We start from the raw sequence: 16,879 nt of genomic DNA on the forward strand, positions 1-16,879 counted from the left end.
GGCGCCCTTTTTCTTGCTCGCGGGCGGAGCCGTTCAAGCCGCGAACCGCGCCAGGTCTTGATGGCTTTCGACCAGATCCAGCACGTCGTTCATGCAGAAGCCCGGATCGACCGGGTGAAGGGCGTCGTAGATCGAGCGGGCGAAGGCCAGGTCGGCCGCGGTCTTCACCCGCCAGTTCAGGTGCGACCAGTCGCGGCGGGCCTTCAGGTGAGCCTGGGAGAACCGACACGGATCGTTACGGATCGCGGCGGTCGGCGAAACGCGGGCCGTCGGGTCGCGGGCCTCGGCGGCCGAGACGCGCAGGGAGTTGGCGGCGATCACCTCGACCTCGAGCCCGGTCGGATAGGTGCGCTGAATATGGTTGGAGGTGTAGTCGGCGCCGCTGGCCAGGGCTAGGCGCACGGCCTCGTCCACGATGCCGGGATCGACAAACGGCGCGTCGCCCTTGACCCGCACCACGTGGCTGACCGAGCCGATGGCTTCGGCGCAGCGGGCGATGCGGTCGAGGATATCGGCGCCGGCCCCGCGATAGACTGTGTAGCCACGCGAGACCACGAAGCCGGCCAGGGCGTCGTCGGACGCGTCGGTGCTGGTGGCGACAATGATCTTGCTGGGACAGCGAGCGCTGCGCAGGCGCTCCAGCTGGCGGATGATCATCGGCTCACCCCGGAGCGTGGCCATGGCCTTGCCCGGAAGACGGCGGGAACCCATGCGGGCCTGCAGGACGGTAAGGATCACGACGCTCTCCCCTGAAAGCTGTTGTTCCGCATAGCTTAGCTTGGAATAATAAAAGTCGGATGAATCAGAGACTTACGCGCCATAAACCATGTTTCAGCGCCGCTCACGCGACCGCTGGAGCTGGGGAGGCTTCGTACTGTCGGGCTTGATTCGGGGAGTCGCTAAGCGACCCAACGACGCGGGTCGAGGGCGACCGGGTCGTCGATGGCCATGTCGTCCCAGTCCAGATCCGGCGGCGGGCTGGAGGCGGCGGCGACCACGGCCGAAAGTTCTGCTGCGGAGGTGACGCCCACCAGGACGGCGCTGGCTTCGGGACGCGACAGGGCAAAGCCCAACGCGGCCTGAAGCGGATCGGAACGGCCCTCGGCGATCATCCGGCGCACGCGCGACAGACGGCCCGAAGCGCCCTTCAGCTGAGCCGGCACGCGATCGGGCGGCAGGAACAGCAGGCCGTTGAGAAAGATCGAACGCAGCTGCACCTCGACGCCCATGCCGGCGATGCGGGCCAGGGAGCCGTCGGCCAGCAGGCGCTGGTCGAGGAGCGAGGCGGGAGCCTGCAGGATATCGGGCTTGAAGCGGCGGGCGACGCCCACCGGATCGTCGCTGGCGTGGGCTGAAACGCCGATCTTCTCGAACAGTCCTTCGTCGCGCAGCCTGGCCAGGCGGTCCCACAGGGCCGCGCCGTGCGGGCCAAACAGGTCCGAGGGCGAATGGACGATGATGGCGTCAGCGCGTTCCAGGCCCAGCCGGCGCAAGCTGCCGCGAGCCTCGGCCTCGACAAAGTCTGCACCCCGGTCCGCGCGGGCGGTCGACAGGGTCACACGGAAATTGACGGGGCGCGGAATGAGGTCGCCCAGAACGGATTCGGCGCGGCCATAGACGCCCGAGACGTCCAGCACCGACAGGCGCGAGCGGTCGGCGATGCTCAGGATGTCGCGCGCTTCGGCTTCAGGCGAGCGCCCGCGCGGCGACGACGTCATGCCGTCGAGCCCGAATTGGGCGGCCGCGAGACCGAGCTTTGAAACCGAAATGGACATGACCATCCGTGCGGAACGACACTTTGTCAGATCACCGTAAGCCCCAAGGTTTGAAGAAGGCGTTTCTGGAACCTTGCCGAGGCGTTAAAGTCGATGGTGATGAACAGCTTTCAAACGGCCGCCGACTGGCCCCTCTACGGCATGGCCGATGACGCCCGTCCCGCCTTGCGGGCGGCGCTTTTGGCGGGTCCGACGGCGCTCGCCACCATCGTCGCCCTGGGTGGCGGGGGGCCGCGTCCGGTCGGCACGCAAATGGTGTTCGGAAAAAATATTGTTTCCGGCTTTCTATCCGGCGGCTGCATTGAGGCCGATGTCGAGGGCCACGCCCTGGCCTGCCTCGAAGACGGCAAGCCGCGTCGACTGGTCTATGGCGAGGGCAGCCCCTGGCCCGACATCCAGCTGCTCTGCGGCGCCAGGATCGAGATCCTGGTCGAGTGCATCGAGCCCGACGACAAAGCGGTCGCGACCCTGCTGCGGCTGGCCGACTGGCGGATGCCGGCCTTCTGGGCCAGCGACGGCGACAAACGTCAGTGCATGGAAGAGCCGATGGCCGCCTGGCCCGGCGCCTTCGAGCGCGCCTATGACCCGGTCCCGCGACTGGTGGTGGTCGGTGGCGACCCCACGGCATTGGCTGTGACCAGCCTTGGCGTGCAGTCGGGGTTCGAGACCTTTCTGATCCGCCCCAAGGGTCCGGCCTCGCCTCCGCCCCTGCCGGACGTGACCTACAGCCGCGACGCGGTCGAGGACGCCCTGGCCGACCTGAACCTCGACGCCTGGACCGCCGTGGCGATCTGCGGTCACGACCTGGAAATCGACCATGCCGCGCTGCTGACCGCCCTGCCCTCGGACGCACCCTATGTCGGTCTGCTGGGCGCGCGACGCCGGCTGGGCGAACGGATCGAGCGGCTGAAGGCGGCCGGCCTGACGGATCGCGACCTCGCCAAGCTGCGCGCGCCCATCGGCCTCGATCTCGGCGGCAAGGCGCCCTTCGAGGTGGCCGTGGCGGTGATCGGCGAGATCGTGGCGACGCGGCATGGTCAGCCAGCGCTGGAGCGGCGGGTGGTGGAAGCCTAGTCCGCCTTCCAGTCGCCCGACTTGCCACCGGTCTTTTCGAGGAGCCGCACGGCTTCGATGATCATGCCCTTCTCGGCGGCTTTCAGCATGTCGTAGATGGTCAGGCAGGCCACCGAGACGGCGGTCAGGGCTTCCATCTCGACCCCGGTTGGACCGGTGGTCTTGACCCGCGCGGTGACGGAGAGCCCGCCCTCGCCGGGTTCGACCTCGACCACGACCTTCGACAGGGCCAGCGGATGGCACAGCGGGATCAGGTCCGAGGTTTTCTTGGCCGCCATTACACCCGCGAGTTCGGCGACGGCGCGGACGTCGCCCTTGCGGCCCGTGCCGGACACGGCCAGAGCCAGGGTCTCGGTGCTCATCCGCACGAAACCGGTCGCCACGGCCTCGCGAGCGGTCGAGGCCTTGTCCGAGACATCGACCATGCGGGCCCGGCCATGGTCGTCGATGTGGGTAAGCTTGCTCACTGTTCGAGAAGCCTCGGCATCAGCTCGACCATGTTGCAGGGCTTGTGGCGGCTGTCGAGCTGGGCGGAAATGACCTTGTCCCAGCCGTCGCGCACCGCGCCGTTGCTGCCCGGCAGGCAGAATACGAAGACGCCGTCGATCAGGCCGGCCGTGGCCCGCGACTGCAGGGTCGACAGGCCCACCGACTGGTAGCTGACCATGTGGAAGATCACCGAAAAGCCGTCGATCCTCTTGTTGAACAGCGGCTCCAGCGCCTCGACCGTGACGTCACGGCCGGTCAGGCCAGTGCCGCCGGTGGTGACGATGGCGTCAACCTGACCGCCGGCGATCCAGTTACGGACCTGATCGCGGATCTGCGGAATGTCATCGCGGACCACCGCCCGACCACCCAGCTCGTGTCCGGCGGCCTTGACCCGCTCGACCAGCACCTGGCCCGAGGTGTCGCTTTCCTCATCACGAGTGTCGGAAATGGTCAGGATCGCCACGCGCACCGGCGTGAACGGAAGGTCCGGCTTGATCCCGCCGCCCGGGGTGAGGCCTGCTGCCGACATGATCTACTCCTGATCCCAACGTTTGGCGTCGGTCCTATCGCGGTCCGTCGGCTCGATCCAGCGGGCGCCGTCAGGGCCGTGCTCCTTCTTCCAGAAGGGCGCGCGGCTTTTCAGCCAGTCCATCAGGAAGTCGCACGCTTCGAACGCCTCGCGCCGGTGGCCGGCGGCGGTGGCCACGAAGACGATGGTCTCGGCCGGCGCGATTCGGCCGGTGCGGTGGACAATACGGTAGTCGTGCAGGTGAAAGCGCGCCTTGGCGGCTTCGGCGAACTCGCGGATCGCGACGTCGGTGAAGCCGGGATAGGCCTCCAGTTCCAACGCCGCAGCCTGACCGTACTCGGCCCGGGCAATACCGACGAAGCTGGCGACCGCCCCGGTCTCCGCGCGGCCGGCGCAGAAGTCGGTCAACAATGCGCCCGGCTCGAACGGCTCGGCGGTAAGCGTGATCATCCGCCGCTCATCGGCGGCAGGAAGGCGACTTCGGTGGCGGTGGTCAGGGTCGCCTCACCCCGCATCAACGTCTTGTCGACCGCGACCTGAACGCCCGGGCCGCTCAGGGCCTCGCCGAGCTCGGGATCGTCATTGGCGATCAAGCCGCGCAGCACGGCCAGGGACGTCGCCTCGAAAGCCCGGTCGCGCCAGCCGGCCTGGTCGGCCAGCCGTCCGAACAACAGCACCCGCACCATCTCAACCGCCTGTGGTCGACATGTGGCGCGCCACGGCCGGGCGGGCGCCGGCGATCTGGAAGTCGTGGCCCTGAGGCTTGGCGCCGATGGCGGCGAAGATCGCCTGCTCCAGTTCCGCGTTGGAGGTGCCGGCCCGGATCACGGCCCGGAGGTCCGACGCGTCGTCGCGGCCAAGACAGGTGTGCAGGGTGCCGGTGCAGGTCAGGCGGACCCGATTACAGGTCTCGCAGAAATTGTGGCTGAGCGGGGTGATGAAGCCCAGCCTCCCGCCCGTCTCGGCGATGCGGGTATAGCGCGCCGGGCCTCCGGTTGCGTAGTTCAGGTCTTCCAGAGTCCAGAACGACGTCAGGTCGCGGCGCACATCCTTCAGCGAAAGGTATTGGTCAGTGCGGTCCTCGTCGATCTCGCCCAGAGGCATGGTCTCGATCAGGGTCATGTCGCAGCCGCGCTGGTGAGCCCAGGCGATCAGGGCCGGCAGCTCCCCGGCATTGTCGTGCTTGAGGGCCACGGCGTTGATCTTCACAGCGATCCCGGCGGCCAGGGCCGCGTCGATGCCGCCGATCACCTGGGCGACGTCGCCGCCCCGGGTCAGGAGCCTGAACAGGTCGGGCTTGAGCGTATCCAGCGAAACATTGATCCGCCGCACCCCGGCTCGCGCCAGATCCACGGCATATTTCGCCAGTTGCGTACCGTTGGTGGTCAGGGTCAACTCGTCCAGCGCCCCCGACCGCAGGTGTCGCGACAAGCCGCCGACCAGATCCATGAAGCCTTTGCGCACCAGGGGCTCGCCGCCCGTCAGACGCAGCTTGCGCACGCCCAGGCCGATAAAGGTCGACGCCAGACGGTCCAGCTCTTCGAGCGTCAGCACCTGCGCCTTGGGCAGGAACGTCATGTGCTCGGCCATGCAATAGACGCAGCGCAGGTCGCAGCGGTCCGTGACCGAGACGCGCAGATAGCTCACAACCCTGCCAAACCCGTCGATCAGACGGGGCGTGGTCAAGACCGCTTGCGTGGGGCTGTCGTCATAGGGCGTCATGTCTGAAGACAAGATAGGCGTTGGACGACATGGCGGAAAGCGAAAGCAGAAGGTTCGCGGCGATCGTCCTGGCGGCCGGCCTAGGCGCCCGCTTCGGCGGCGGCAAGCTGCTCGCGCCGTTTCGCGGTCGCCCGCTGATCGCCGGGGCGTTGGCCACCGCCTTCGAGAGCCCCGCCTTCTCGGTGGTGGTCGCGATTGGCAATGATGCCGAACTGGAAGCAGCAATACGGAGACTGGACAAGCGCGCCGACGCACGCCTGGTCAAGGTAGCCGATCCGACCCGGGGCATGGGCGCCTCGCTGGCCGCCGCCGCTCGGGCCGTGCCAACCGACATCGACGGCGTCTTCGTGTTTCTGGGCGACATGCCTTTGGTCGGGACAGAGGTCGCGCCGGCTCTAATCCGCGCCCTCACCGGACGGAGCGGGATCGCCGCACCTTCCCATGCCGGCAAGCGCGGCCATCCCGTGCTGTTCGGCGGCGACTGGATCCCGGCCCTGCGAGCGCTCGACGGCGATGCCGGCGCCCAGGGGCTGATCCGCCAGGCCGGCGAGCGCTTCATCGCCGTCGAGACGGATAACGCCGGCGTGCTGTTCGACATCGACCGTCCCGCAGATATTCACCGGGTCTAGTGGCAGGTCGGGCGTTCGGTCAGCAGGATGGCGCGGATCTCGTCGATGATACGGATCGCCCCTTCCGGGTCGCCCCGTTCCTCCAGCGCGATCAGTCGCGGGATCAGGACGGCCAGGATGCGGCGTTGCAGCGGTCCCAGCGCGTTCAGGCCCCGCGTGAACTCGGCGATCTCCTCATCCGAAACCTCATGGACGAGGGTCGAGGTCCCGCTCATGGGCGGCCCGCCTGGCGTGGATGGCCGACAGGGTCGCGACCAGCAGGGCGACCAGTACGCCATAGCTGAGCAGGGCCAGGCCCATGATCACGGTGGCGACATAGATGCGCAGATCGATGATCGAGACCACGTGCGAGGCCACCGCCATCATCTGGCAGGCCGCCGCGAAGACGCTCCACAATCGGCGCGCCTTCAACGAAGCCCAAACCATCAGGAACATCGCCACCACGTCGACGACCATGACGCCCCATTCGGGGCTCATCGGATCGCGAATCTGGACAAGCGATGATGCGATCCAGCCCGTCAGATAGACAATCGCCACGAACCGAGCCCAGCGATCGGCCTTCCAGATGGCGAAGCCGCAGATCAGAACCGCGATGCTGAACGATATCCACGGAGTGAGGGTTTGGTACACGGCATGGTCCCGACGCAAACTGGTGCGCGACCATGCCGTAAGCTTCACCAAGAGAGAAGGCCAAGCTCATGCGGCCCGGCCTCCTTCCACAGCGTGGAAGCCGCCCGTGCGCGGCACGTCGCGGGGCTTGTCCAGTTCCCCGACCGACACCGTCCGACAGCCGATCTGCACGCGCACCGCCTGCAAGCCATTGTGAGCGCGGATGATCGTGCGGCGAGCCGAAAGGATGTGGGCCAGGGTCTCGCCCAGGTCGTCCACCGCGTCCTGCCCGATGACCGCCGACAGATTGGCCTCCAGCCGGAGCGTTGGCAGCAGACCCACCAGCTCGGCCGTCTCACGCAGGGCCGCGTCGATCGCCGCCTCGGCGCGCATCAGTTTCTGGGCCCCGGCGCGGGCCGCATCGATCCGTTTCATGCAAGACTCTCCGGTCACGCGGAGATCGTCCGCGCGTTCAAGATCTCGATTTCTGGGATAGTCGCCGGTCGATTAGCGCGCCGGCGGTGGGCTCCAGCCCTCGCGGAACCGCTGAAGGGCATAGAGGAAGTCATGGGCTCCGGTGGTCAGGGCGCCAAGCAGAAGTCCGCTCAGGATCGCCAGCCCAACGATGAGGCCCAGCCATTGCAGGGGAGTCAGGTCATCGCGCCAGCTCCCCCCTGCTCGTGCCGCAGCGGCCGGTCGTCGGCCAGAAAGGCCGTCGCCGCCAGCACGCGCAGCAGTAGCTTCGAGGGCGGATCTCCCGCCGTCTGCGACTTCCTGAGAGCCGACACCGTCTCGGAAACCAGCTGGCCCCGCTCCGGCGTTCCCGCCAGCAGGATCAGCCCCTCTTCCAGGGACTGCCAGCTCGCGATGAAAAAGCCCGAGGCCTCCTGGCGCATCCGCGCCGTGTCCCGGGTCTGGTTGTCGTTCATGGTCGTTCCCACCTGTTCGGTGAGAAGGGACCCGCGCCGGGGCCAGGGCTAGATCGCCTGATTGCTTACGGTAGTCATTACCGGGGTCGGTTTCCCAGGCGATGAAGGCCAGGGCCGCGTCGCGGCGGCTCAGGCCCGACAGCCGGCGGCGCGCGCTGAGGACGTGCATCTCGACCGTTTTAGGCGAGAGGCTGAGCAGCCGGGCGATTTCCTTGGACTGCAGATGGCTGGCGATCAAACGCAGGATCTCCCGCTCACGCGGGGTCAGACGCTCGAAGCCTGGGCTGTCGCCTGGTTCCACCATACCGACAGCATGGGGCCGGCGTCTTCCGACGTCCAGCGCAAGCCGCGCGCCGGACGTCACAAGCCTAGACTGTCGCCGTGAAAGGCAGGCGCGCGGTAGCCTTGCTCGTCGCCGCCAGAAGGGCGTTGGCCACAGCCGGCGCGATCACTGGCGTGCCCGGCTCGCCTACGCCGCTGGGCGCGGCGCCCGACGGTACGATGTGGGTTTCGACCATTGGCGCCTCGTTCATCCGCAGCACGCGATAGCCATCGAAATTGGTCTGATCCACCGCGCCGTCTGTCAGGGTGACCTCACCGAACAGGGCCGCCGACAGGCCGTAGCAGGTGCCGCCCTCCATCTGAGCGGCGATCTGGTCGGGCGAGATGGCGACGCCGCAATCAATGGCGGTGACCACACGACCAACCCTGGGCTGACCCTCCACCAGCTTGACCTCGGCGACCTGGGCAACCACCGAGCCGAAGCTCTCGTGCACCGCCACGCCCCGGCTCCAGCCCGCAGTCGGCGCAGGGCCGGCCTTTTCCATGACCAAGTTCAGGGCCGCCAGGTGCCGTATCGCGCCGGCCTTGACGTAGAGCGCCCGCCGATACTCGACCGGATCCTTGCCGGCCTTGCGGGCCAGCTGGTCGATGGTGTGTTCCATGACGAAGGCGGTGTGGGTCGCGCCCACCGAGCGCCACCAGAGCACGGGCACGCCCACCTCCGGGCAGGCCAGTTGAGCGTCGACGATCGGCGTGGCCGTCAGATAGGGCGAGCCGGCCGTGCCCTCGATGGCGGTCTGGTCGGGGCCTTTGCCGCCCATCGGCGAGCCCTTCATGATCGACTGGCTGACGATCCGATGGCGCCAGGCGGCCGGATAGCCGTCCTTGTCGAGGCTGATCTTCACGGCATGGACCACCAGGGGCCGGAAATAGCCGGCGCGCTGGTCGTCCTCGCGGGTCCAGACCAGTTTCACCGGCCGACCCTTGCCGATCTTCTTGGCGATGTGAACGCATTCGGCGGCGTAGTCGGACTGGAAGGTGGCGCGCCTGCCAAACGAGCCGCCGGCGAACAGGGTCTCGATCTCGACCGAGCCCGGCAGGGTGCCGACGATCTTGGCGGCGTTCATCTGGTCCAGGGTCTGGCCCTGCGAGCCAAAGGTCAGCTTGACCTTGTTGCCGTTCACGGCGGCTACGCAGTTCATCGGCTCCATCGTGGCGTGAGCCAGATAGGGAAACTCGTAGGTCGCCTCGAACACCCTGGCGCCCTTGGCGTTTCCGATCACCGCCGCGTCGCCCTTGGAGTCGAAACCCTCCCACTTCAGGTCGGCCGGGCCTTTGCCGGCGGCGATGTCGCGGAAGGACGAAGCGATGGCCGACGAGCTGCGTTTCTCGGCCTTGTCCTCGTTCCACTCCAGCGTCAAAGCCTCGCGGCCCATGCGGGCGGCATAGGTGGACTGGGCCACCACGGCCACGCCGGTCGGGATCTCGAACACGTCGACGACGCCCGGCACCTTCTTGGCCTCGGCGGCGTCGAAGCTTTTGACCTTGCCGCCAAAGCGTGGGGCGTGGGCGACCATGGCCGTCAGCATGTCCGGCAGGCGGACGTCCTGGGTGAAGCGCGCTGTGCCGTCGCTCTTGGCCTGGGAGTCCTTGCGGCGCACTCGGTCGGTGCCGATCAGGGTGAAGGTCTTGGGATCCTTCAGGGCGGGATTCGCCGGCGGGGCGATCTTGGCGGCCTCGGCCAGCAACTCGCCAAAGCCGGCGGTCTTGCCCGATTTGTGGCTCAGGACGCTGTCCTTGACGGCGATCTCGCCCGCCGGAACGCTCCATTTGGCGGCGGCGGCCTGGACGAACATCGCCCGCGTCGCAGCGCCGGCCTTGCGCAGCTGGTCCCAGGAATTTGAGATGGCGGACGAGCCACCGGTCAGCTGCACGCCCATGCCGCCATTGGCATAGAGCTTGGCGTTGGCCGGGGCCTGCTCGACCATGACCCGGGTCCAGTCGGCGTCCAGCTCCTCGGCGACGATAGCCGCCAGGCCAGCGTGATTGCCCTGACCGAACTCGACATGCTTGGAGATCACCGTCACCGCGCCGTTGGCGGCGACCTTGATGAAGGGTCCAAAAGCGCCGACCTCGATCTTGGAGCCGGCGCTCATGATGTCGGCGGGCGAGCAGCCGACCAGCAGAGCGCCGCCGACCAGGGTGGCGCCGACCACGACGTCGCGCCGGCTGACGCCGTCCTGCGCACCAAACTTGCTCAGAGGTCCGTTCATCGGCCGGCTCCACGGCTGGTCGCGCCGGTAGCGGCGGCGATCGCTTCGTCGATGTCGGCGTGCGGCTGGCCGCTCGCGGCGGTGGTCGTCGGCGGCAGGCCCGCCGCGTCCTTGATGGCGGCGCGGATGCGCTGATAGGTGCCACAGCGACAGATATTGCCGCTCATGGCCTCGTCGATCTGCTCGTCGCTGGGCGCCTTGTTCTGTTCGATCAGGGCGGCGGCCGACATGATCTGGCCCGACTGGCAGTAGCCGCATTGCGGCACGTCGTGCCTGACCCAGGCCTGCTGCAGCGGGTGCGCCCCGCCGAGGCCTTCGATGGTCGTGATCTTGACGCCGGCCAGACCCTCGATGGGTGTGACGCACGAGCGGATCGGCTGGCCGTCGACATGTACGGTGCAGGCGCCGCACTGGGCGACCCCGCAGCCGAACTTGGTTCCGGTCAGGCCCAGTTCGTCGCGCAGAACCCAGAGCAGGGGTGTCGCGGGATCGGCCTGGACCGTCACCGCCTTGCCGTTCACGTCGAGAGTCGCGGCCATATGTCTTCGCCTCCAACCGAGCTCGGGCCGGGGCGCGACCCTGCTAGAGCTCCAAACCTAACACCGTTCACACCCTTTAAGACCAGCAATATTTCGCTCCCGGTCGCCGGGTTTCGCGGCGCGGTTGAAACAGATCGTGCGAAAGTCGCGGCCGGGCGATGAGAGGGGGCGCGGAGCGACCGCGAAACCGCTTATGCTCCGGCCGCCGCCTGCTTCGCGGTCATTGTAAGCCGGGAGTTCGCCTTGCGTCGCCTTCTGCTCGTCTCCGCCGTCGTCCTGCTGACCGTCTCAGCCTGCGCCACCGTGACACCCGGTCCGGCCATCACCACGCCGATCACCTACGGATGCGCCAAGGGCAAGGCCTTCAAGGCGGCCTATCAGGCCAACGGCAAGAAAGCCGTCGTCTCGGCTGGCGGCGTGACCAAGGTCCTGCCCCTAGCCCGGTCGGCGTCCGGCGCGCGGTATGCCAAGGGGCCGTTCGAAATCTGGGGCAGGGGCGACGGCGCCCGCCTCTCGGGCTTTCCGGGCGGACCCTATGACAATTGCCAGACGCGCTGAGGGGACCCTCTTGGACAGCTTTCCCGCCTATTTCCCCCTGACCGGCCGTAAGGTGGTGATCGCCGGTTCCGGTGACGGCGCCGACAACAAGGCTCGCCTGTTCGAAGGCTCACCGGCCACGCTGGTGCGCATCGACGGTCACGCCGCCTTCCTGCCCGGCTCCTATGCCGGCGCGATCCTGGCCTTCATATCCAGCGATGACGAGGTCTTCGTCCAGGCCGCCGCCGCCGCCGCCCGGGCCGCGCGGGTGCTGGTCAATGTGGTCGACAAGCCCGCCCTCTGCGATTTCAACACCCCGGCGGTGATCGACCGGGGCGAGGTCGTGGCCGCTGTCGGCACCGGCGGCTCGGCCCCGGTGCTGGCCACCATGCTGCGCAACGATATCGAGGTCCAGGTGCCCGAGGGCGCAGGCCGCGTCGCCGCTTTGCTCCGCAAGTTTCAGGACGAGGTCCGCAAGACCCTGCCCGCCATGCATGAGCGCCGCGCCTTCCTGCGCGACGCGGCCGCTGGCGAGGCGGCTCAGGCGGCGATGTCGGGCGACATGGAAACCGCCGGACGGCTGTTCCGCGAGGCCTTGGCCAAGGGCTCGGCGCGGAAGGGCCGGGTCCGGTTCATCGCCGGAAAGGGCCCCTCGGACCTGCTGACCCTCCGCGCCGTTCGCGCCCTGTCGGCTGCCGACGCCCTGGTGTTCGACGCCGACGTCGATCCGCAGATCCTGACCATGGCTCGCCGCGACGTTGAGCGGATCTCGCCGGACGAAGCCAGCGCCGATCGGCTGATCCAGCTGGCCGGCGAGGGCCGTCAGGTCGTTCGCCTGATCACCGGCCCGGTCGAACCGGCGCTGGTTCAGGCCCTGACCTCGGCCGGCGTCGCCGTCGAGGTTCTGCTGTCAGCGCCGGCGACCTGATCAAACTTCAACCTAGCGTGTGACGGGCGCCGAAACCGGCGTCCACTTTCGGCTGTCACACTTCGTCGAGAGACCGGCCCTTGGTTTCGGGGAGCAGGAACAGGGTCGTAAGTACGCTGACCAGCGTGAAGAACACCGGGTACCAGAGGCCCGCATAGATGTTGCCCACCGCGGTGACGATAGCGAAGGCGAAGAACGGCACGAAGCCGCCGACCCAGCCGGTGCCGATGTGATAGGGCAGCGACAGGGCGGTGTAGCGCACCCGGGTCGGGAACAGCTCGACCAGGCAGGCGGCCAGCGGGCCAAACAGCGCCGTCGCGGCGATCACGAAGACGAACAGAACGCCGAACATGCCAAGCTTGTTCATGCGGGCCGGATCGGCCTTGGCGGGATAGCCGGCCTCCGCGAGCGCAGCCTTGATCCTGGCTTCGGTCGCGGTCTTGACCGCCTTGGTCTCCGCTTTCGACAGCCCCTGGGCGCTGGGCGAGGCGATCACGACCTCTCCGACCTTCATCACGGCTGGGGTTCCGGCCGGAGCCTTCCGGTTGGCGTAGGAGACCCCGGCATTGGCCAGGGCGCTCTTGACGATGTCGCAGGAGGAGACGAACGCGGCCTTGCCGACCGGGTCGAACTGCAGGGCGCAGTCCTTTGGATCGGCGACGACAGACACCGGCGATTTCGCCGAGGCCTCGGCAAGGGCCGGATTGGCGGCGCGCTCCAGCAGGTGGAAGCCGGGGAAATAGAAGGCCAGGGCCAGGGTCATGCCGGCCAGCATCACCGGCTTGCGGCCAACTTTGTCCGACAGCCAGCCGAAGACGACGTAGAAGATCGCGCTGACCGCGGTAACCGTCATCATCAGGGCGTTGATGGTGACCGGGTCGACCTTCAGGAACTTCTCCATGAAGGTCTGGCTGTAGAAGAAGCTGGTGTACCAGACGGCGCCCTGAGCGCACATCATCGACAGGAAGGCCAGGATCACCAGCTTCATGTTCTTCCACTGGCCGAAGGCTTCGGCATAGGGCGCCTTCGAGGCCTGGCCCTCTTCCTTCATCTTGGCGAAGGCCGGGCTTTCGGTGAGCTTCAGGCGCATCCAGACCGAGATGCCCAGCAGGCCGATCGAGACAGCGAAGGGAATGCGCCAGCCCCAGGCGTCGAACGCCTCGATGCCGACGACGGCGCGGGTGGCCATGATCACCAGAAGGGCGCCGAACAGACCAAAGGCCGCAGAGGTCTGCACCCATGAGGTCGACCAGCCACGCTTGTTGGGGGGCGAGTGCTCGGCGACATAGATCGCGGCGCCGCCGTATTCGCCGCCGAGGGCGAAGCCCTGCACGCAGCGCAGGATGATCAGCAGGATCGGCGCGATGATCCCGGCCTGCTCATAGGTGGGCAGGAAGGCGATCGCGAAGGTCGCGCCGCCCATCAGCAGCACCGTGGCCAGGAACGCGCCCTTGCGTCCGGCCTGATCGCCGATCTTGCCAAATACCAGCGCGCCCAGCGGGCGGAACGCGAAGCCGACCCCGAACAGGGCCAAAGCCGCGATATAGCCGGCAGCGTCCGTAAGACCGGTGAAGAAGGTCTTGGAAATGACCTGGGCCAGGCTTCCGAAGATGAAGAAGTCGTACCACTCGAACGCGGTTCCGGCCGACGAGGCCGCCACCACGGTCCGCATCGACGCACCTTCTTCCTTGGTCGTCTGGTCGGTCATATTGTTCCCCCTGGAGCCGCCACGCTCTCTTCGGCGCCAGCTTTAGCGCGGTTCGACGGCGGGGGAAACTCAGGCGACGGCGGTCTCTGAAATAGCCCTGTCCTCGGCGAGGCGCAGGATTTCCGCGATCAGGGCGGCCGGCGAAATCGGCTTGGCGGCGACCCCGTCCATGCCCGCGGCGCGATAGGTCGCGCGCTGATGGGCCATGACATTGGCGGTCAGGGCGATGATCGGCGTCGCGCTGGCGCGACCTGGCAAGGCGCGGATGCGACGGGCGGCCTCAAGGCCGTCGATCCCCGGCATCTGGATGTCCATCAGCACCAGGTCGAAGGCGCCGTCGCGCGTCGCCTCAATGCCGGACAGGCCGTCATCGGCCTTGTGAACCACCGCGCCCAGCTGCTCCAGGATCCGCGAGGCGACCAGCTGGTTGGTGGGATTGTCCTCGACCAACAGAATTCGCAGGCCCGCCAGGATGTCGTCGGAAGCCTGCTCGACCGCCAAGGGCGCACTGGAGGCTGACGCGGCGATGGTCAGGGTGAAGCGTGAGCCGACGCCAGGCTCCGACTGGAATTCGACCTCGCCACCCAGCATTTCGGCCAGCCGGCGCGTGATCGCCAGACCAAGGCCCGAGCCGCCAAAGCGCCGGGTGGTGCTGGCGTCGCCCTGCTCGAACCGTTCGAAGAGGCGCGCCTGGGCTTCGTGAGGCACGCCAATGCCGGTGTCGATGATATCGAAGGCGATCTGCCGCCCCGCCGCCCCCTCGACGGGCCGCGCCCGCACCGTGACCGAGCCTTGCAGGGTGAACTTCACGGCATTGCCGATCAGGTTGAACAGCGCTTGGCGCAGCCGGGTCGGGTCGGTGTCGATCCAGCCCAGATCCGGCGCGTCGATCTTCAGGGTCAGGCCCTTGTGCTCGGCCTGGCTGGCCATCAGGCGCCCGATGCCGCTCAGCAGCTCGCGCGGGTCGACCGGTTCACGATTGATCTCCAGCCGCCCGGCCTCAATGCGCGAGATGTCGATCACGTCGTCCAGCAGGGTCGACAGCATCTGGCCGCAGGCCAGGGCCTCGCCCAGCAGCTCGGAGGCGTCGCCTGGCAAGTCCTGGCGTCTGAGCAGGTGCATGACGCCCAGCACGCCGTTCATCGGGGTGCGGATCTCGTGGCTCATATTTGCCAGGAACTGGGCCTTGGCCTCGCTGGCCGCCTGGGCCAGGCGTTCGGCCTGGACGAGAGCCAGCTCAGAGCGCTTCTTTTCGTCGATGTCGAGAATCATGCCGAACGCCTTGCGGGCGCGGCCGGCGGCGTCGTTGCGAACCTCGTGGAAGATGCGCATCCAGCGCTCCTTGCCAGACTCGGTGATCAGGCGGGCGTCGACGGAATGCGCGCCCCAGTCGCCGGTCTTGCGCCAGAGATCAGCGGCGGCCAGCAGGGAGTCGCGATCCTCGGGGTGGATCATCGGCCAGACGGCCTCCCGGACGTCTTCATAGTGGATCTTCCGACCGAGCATGCGGTGGAATTCGGGCGAGCCCCAGAAGCTCTTGCCCGCATGGTCGATCTCGTAGACCCCGGCCCGCGCCGCGCCGAGGGCGATCCGCAGCCGGCGAGCATTGACCCGTGCTTCGCGCCGCGCGTCGGCCAGGGCGGTGACATCGTCCATATAGGTGATGACGCCGACGATGGCACCGGCTGCATTGCGCCACGGACGCGCTTCCCAGCGCAGGGTGTGCTCCATCCCCTCGGCGTCCCGCAGCCGGTCCTCGCGGCGGGTGATGATCTCTCCGGACAGCGCGCGGGTCACCGCCGAGACGAACCGGCGGCGAGCGCCATGGGTCAGCTCGTGCAGCGACTTTCCGATGACATCGGCCTCGCTCGACTTGAAGATGTCGAGAAACCGCGGGCTGACGAGGTGAAGTCGCAGGTCCAAGCCGTAGACCGCCACGGCGAACGGCGCGTCCTCGACCAGTTGCCGGGCGCGGTGCTCGCCCCACAAGGCCGCGTCGCGGCTGCGGACCACGTCCGTGAGGTTTTGCGAGATGCCCTTGAGCATGAACTGGCCACCCTCGAGCGGCTCCGCCCGGAAGCTCGAGCGCAGGGTGAACCATTGGCCGTCGCGGCCCCGCAGTCGGAACTCCACGGTCCCGGGATCGCCCGTCTGGACACCCCGCTGATAGGTGTCGAACACCGCCTGGCGCTGATCCTCGCCAACCCGCGCCAGAAAGGCGTCGGCGGTGTCCAGGTCGGCCGGTGACAGTCCGGTGGCCGTCAGGGCGTCGGGCTCCCAGTCGAGGGCTTGCGTTCGAGGATCGTAGGTCCACATGCCGATGCCGGCCGCGTCGGCCAGAATTTCACGGGTGCGGCTTGCGGCGACCTCTGACGAAACGTCGTGCAAGGCGCCGACCAGTTCGCCATTGGGGCCAAGATGCGATCGTCCTTCGAGCCAGACCGTGCCGCCGTCCTTGCACAGGACCCGCAGGCGATTGACGGCGAAGCCGGCCGTCCTGAGCCGCTGGCCGGTGCGGGCCAGTTCGTCATGGCTCTCGGCGTGGACGAAGCTGATGAAAAGCTGTCCGATCAGCTCTTCGGAGGACCATCCGGTAAGCTTGGTCCAAGCCCGGTTGACCACCGAGAACCGCCCGTCGGGCGTGACTACGGCGAACAGGTCATTGGCGTTCTCGAAGAACCAACGCGCCGCCTGCGCCTCGCCGAAGGGCGAAGGCGCGAGCGGGGTCGCGTCGGGTGACGAGGGCGAAGGCATCAGAGCTCCGGAAGATCGCGAGCGGATCGTGGGGGGCATTTGGTAAACTTATGGTTGGCGTCGGACATCATTGTTCGCCGAGTGCGATCATTCGATCCCACC

Annotated in this window: 19 protein-coding genes and 1 pseudogene; 4 read left to right on the forward strand and 16 right to left on the reverse strand. The window is 67.7% G+C overall.

From position 1 onward, the window contains the following. Nucleotides 1–33: 33 nt before the first annotated feature. Both ACP69S_RS03845 and ACP69S_RS03850 read right to left on the reverse strand, forming a co-directional pair. Nucleotides 34–738 carry a glycosyltransferase family protein gene (locus ACP69S_RS03845; protein WP_425995036.1) on the reverse strand — a complete coding sequence of 235 codons (705 nt, stop codon included), beginning with the start codon at nucleotides 736–738 and terminating at the stop codon, nucleotides 34–36. Between the two features lie 161 nt (nucleotides 739–899). Then, complete coding sequence (locus ACP69S_RS03850; protein ID WP_425995038.1) at nucleotides 900–1,775, reverse strand: bifunctional regulator KidO; 876 nt, start codon at nucleotides 1,773–1,775, stop codon at nucleotides 900–902. 99 nt (nucleotides 1,776–1,874) lie between these two features. Between ACP69S_RS03850 and ACP69S_RS03855 the strand changes: the two genes are divergently transcribed. Further along, nucleotides 1,875–2,849 (forward strand): XdhC family protein, encoded by a 975-nt coding sequence (locus ACP69S_RS03855; RefSeq protein WP_425995040.1) that lies wholly within the window; start codon nucleotides 1,875–1,877, stop codon nucleotides 2,847–2,849. On the opposite strand, the gene moaC is transcribed toward ACP69S_RS03855, so the two are convergent. Genes moaC through moaA form a run of 5 tightly spaced genes read right to left on the reverse strand, consistent with a single transcriptional unit; the run spans nucleotide 2,846 to nucleotide 5,589 of the window. Next, on the reverse strand, nucleotides 2,846–3,316 hold the full coding sequence (moaC, locus tag ACP69S_RS03860) for a cyclic pyranopterin monophosphate synthase MoaC (protein ID WP_425995042.1): 471 nt from the start codon (nucleotides 3,314–3,316) through the stop codon (nucleotides 2,846–2,848). The two genes, ACP69S_RS03855 and moaC, sit on opposite strands and share 4 nt — an antisense overlap. Then, the gene (gene moaB, locus ACP69S_RS03865; RefSeq protein WP_425995044.1) at nucleotides 3,313–3,867 is read right to left on the reverse strand and encodes a molybdenum cofactor biosynthesis protein B; all 555 of its coding nucleotides are present in this window, start codon (nucleotides 3,865–3,867) and stop codon (nucleotides 3,313–3,315) included. Before moaB ends, moaC begins: the two co-directional genes overlap by 4 nt. A gap of 3 nt (nucleotides 3,868–3,870) precedes the next feature. Next, complete coding sequence (locus ACP69S_RS03870) at nucleotides 3,871–4,317, reverse strand: molybdenum cofactor biosynthesis protein MoaE (protein ID WP_425995046.1); 447 nt, start codon at nucleotides 4,315–4,317, stop codon at nucleotides 3,871–3,873. Next, nucleotides 4,314–4,553, reverse strand: a complete 240-nt coding sequence (locus ACP69S_RS03875) for a MoaD/ThiS family protein (protein ID WP_425995048.1) — start codon at nucleotides 4,551–4,553, stop codon at nucleotides 4,314–4,316. Before ACP69S_RS03875 ends, ACP69S_RS03870 begins: the two co-directional genes overlap by 4 nt. Nucleotide 4,554: 1 nt before the next feature. Further along, nucleotides 4,555–5,589 carry a GTP 3',8-cyclase MoaA gene (gene moaA / locus ACP69S_RS03880; protein ID WP_425995485.1) on the reverse strand — a complete coding sequence of 345 codons (1,035 nt, stop codon included), beginning with the start codon at nucleotides 5,587–5,589 and terminating at the stop codon, nucleotides 4,555–4,557. Nucleotides 5,590–5,618: 29 nt separating this feature from the next. On the opposite strand from moaA, the gene ACP69S_RS03885 reads away from it, so the two are divergent. After that, nucleotides 5,619–6,218, forward strand: coding sequence for a nucleotidyltransferase family protein (locus ACP69S_RS03885; protein WP_425995050.1), 600 nt, complete (start codon nucleotides 5,619–5,621; stop codon nucleotides 6,216–6,218). On the opposite strand, the gene ACP69S_RS03890 is transcribed toward ACP69S_RS03885, so the two are convergent. From ACP69S_RS03890 to ACP69S_RS03920, 7 genes and pseudogenes are all read right to left on the reverse strand, one after another. After that, the gene (locus tag ACP69S_RS03890; protein ID WP_425995052.1) at nucleotides 6,215–6,433 is read right to left on the reverse strand and encodes a hypothetical protein; all 219 of its coding nucleotides are present in this window, start codon (nucleotides 6,431–6,433) and stop codon (nucleotides 6,215–6,217) included. The two genes, ACP69S_RS03885 and ACP69S_RS03890, sit on opposite strands and share 4 nt — an antisense overlap. After that, a complete protein-coding gene (locus tag ACP69S_RS03895) occupies nucleotides 6,405–6,848 on the reverse strand; it encodes a hypothetical protein (RefSeq protein ID WP_425995054.1) in 444 nt (147 codons plus the stop codon). Before ACP69S_RS03895 ends, ACP69S_RS03890 begins: the two co-directional genes overlap by 29 nt. A gap of 66 nt (nucleotides 6,849–6,914) precedes the next feature. After that, nucleotides 6,915–7,262 carry a hypothetical protein gene (locus ACP69S_RS03900; RefSeq protein WP_425995056.1) on the reverse strand — a complete coding sequence of 116 codons (348 nt, stop codon included), beginning with the start codon at nucleotides 7,260–7,262 and terminating at the stop codon, nucleotides 6,915–6,917. 215 nt (nucleotides 7,263–7,477) lie between these two features. Continuing rightward, nucleotides 7,478–7,756, reverse strand: coding sequence for a hypothetical protein (locus tag ACP69S_RS03905; protein WP_425995058.1), 279 nt, complete (start codon nucleotides 7,754–7,756; stop codon nucleotides 7,478–7,480). A gap of 121 nt (nucleotides 7,757–7,877) precedes the next feature. Further along, nucleotides 7,878–8,060: pseudogene (locus ACP69S_RS03910) on the reverse strand (LuxR C-terminal-related transcriptional regulator); the annotation flags it as partial. 64 nt (nucleotides 8,061–8,124) lie between these two features. Continuing rightward, entirely contained in the window at nucleotides 8,125–10,311 is a 2,187-nt protein-coding gene (locus ACP69S_RS03915; protein ID WP_425995060.1) for a molybdopterin cofactor-binding domain-containing protein, read from the reverse strand. Next, on the reverse strand, nucleotides 10,308–10,850 hold the full coding sequence (locus ACP69S_RS03920; protein WP_425995062.1) for a (2Fe-2S)-binding protein: 543 nt from the start codon (nucleotides 10,848–10,850) through the stop codon (nucleotides 10,308–10,310). Before ACP69S_RS03920 ends, ACP69S_RS03915 begins: the two co-directional genes overlap by 4 nt. Before the next feature lie 243 nt (nucleotides 10,851–11,093). Between ACP69S_RS03920 and ACP69S_RS03925 the strand changes: the two genes are divergently transcribed. Both ACP69S_RS03925 and ACP69S_RS03930 read left to right on the forward strand, forming a co-directional pair. Then, the gene (locus ACP69S_RS03925; RefSeq protein WP_425995064.1) at nucleotides 11,094–11,408 is read left to right on the forward strand and encodes an MliC family protein; all 315 of its coding nucleotides are present in this window, start codon (nucleotides 11,094–11,096) and stop codon (nucleotides 11,406–11,408) included. Between the two features lie 10 nt (nucleotides 11,409–11,418). Then, nucleotides 11,419–12,315, forward strand: coding sequence for an NAD(P)-dependent oxidoreductase (locus ACP69S_RS03930; RefSeq protein WP_425995066.1), 897 nt, complete (start codon nucleotides 11,419–11,421; stop codon nucleotides 12,313–12,315). Nucleotides 12,316–12,370: 55 nt separating this feature from the next. Here ACP69S_RS03930 and ACP69S_RS03935 read toward each other — a convergent pair whose 3' ends face one another. Beyond that, on the reverse strand, nucleotides 12,371–14,023 hold the full coding sequence (locus ACP69S_RS03935) for an MFS transporter (RefSeq protein WP_425995068.1): 1,653 nt from the start codon (nucleotides 14,021–14,023) through the stop codon (nucleotides 12,371–12,373). Nucleotides 14,024–14,092: 69 nt separating this feature from the next. Beyond that, on the reverse strand, nucleotides 14,093–16,777 hold the full coding sequence (locus ACP69S_RS03940; RefSeq protein WP_425995070.1) for a PAS domain S-box protein: 2,685 nt from the start codon (nucleotides 16,775–16,777) through the stop codon (nucleotides 14,093–14,095). Between the last annotated feature and the right edge of the window lie 102 nt (nucleotides 16,778–16,879).

The sequence above is a fragment of the Caulobacter sp. DWR1-3-2b1 genome (genome assembly GCF_049895765.1).
In the GTDB taxonomy this organism is placed as follows: domain Bacteria; phylum Pseudomonadota; class Alphaproteobacteria; order Caulobacterales; family Caulobacteraceae; genus Caulobacter.

Bases quoted from the DNA above. Each gene is read 5' to 3' on its own strand.
- moaB (WP_425995044.1), bottom strand. From the start codon at position 3,867: ATGTCGGCAGCAGGCCTCACCCCGGGCGGCGGGATCAAGCCGGACCTT.
- ACP69S_RS03870 (WP_425995046.1), bottom strand. From the start codon at position 4,317: ATGATCACGCTTACCGCCGAGCCGTTCGAGCCGGGCGCATTGTTGACC.
- ACP69S_RS03900 (WP_425995056.1), bottom strand. From the start codon at position 7,262: ATGAAACGGATCGATGCGGCCCGCGCCGGGGCCCAGAAACTGATGCGC.
- ACP69S_RS03850 (WP_425995038.1), bottom strand. From the start codon at position 1,775: ATGTCCATTTCGGTTTCAAAGCTCGGTCTCGCGGCCGCCCAATTCGGG.
- ACP69S_RS03935 (WP_425995068.1), bottom strand. From the start codon at position 14,023: ATGACCGACCAGACGACCAAGGAAGAAGGTGCGTCGATGCGGACCGTG.
- ACP69S_RS03920 (WP_425995062.1), bottom strand. From the start codon at position 10,850: ATGGCCGCGACTCTCGACGTGAACGGCAAGGCGGTGACGGTCCAGGCC.
- ACP69S_RS03890 (WP_425995052.1), bottom strand. From the start codon at position 6,433: ATGAGCGGGACCTCGACCCTCGTCCATGAGGTTTCGGATGAGGAGATC.
- ACP69S_RS03885 (WP_425995050.1), top strand. From the start codon at position 5,619: ATGGCGGAAAGCGAAAGCAGAAGGTTCGCGGCGATCGTCCTGGCGGCC.
- ACP69S_RS03905 (WP_425995058.1), bottom strand. From the start codon at position 7,756: ATGAACGACAACCAGACCCGGGACACGGCGCGGATGCGCCAGGAGGCC.
- ACP69S_RS03855 (WP_425995040.1), top strand. From the start codon at position 1,875: ATGAACAGCTTTCAAACGGCCGCCGACTGGCCCCTCTACGGCATGGCC.
- ACP69S_RS03915 (WP_425995060.1), bottom strand. From the start codon at position 10,311: ATGAACGGACCTCTGAGCAAGTTTGGTGCGCAGGACGGCGTCAGCCGG.
- ACP69S_RS03875 (WP_425995048.1), bottom strand. From the start codon at position 4,553: ATGGTGCGGGTGCTGTTGTTCGGACGGCTGGCCGACCAGGCCGGCTGG.
- moaA (WP_425995485.1), bottom strand. From the start codon at position 5,589: ATGACGCCCTATGACGACAGCCCCACGCAAGCGGTCTTGACCACGCCC.
- ACP69S_RS03940 (WP_425995070.1), bottom strand. From the start codon at position 16,777: ATGCCTTCGCCCTCGTCACCCGACGCGACCCCGCTCGCGCCTTCGCCC.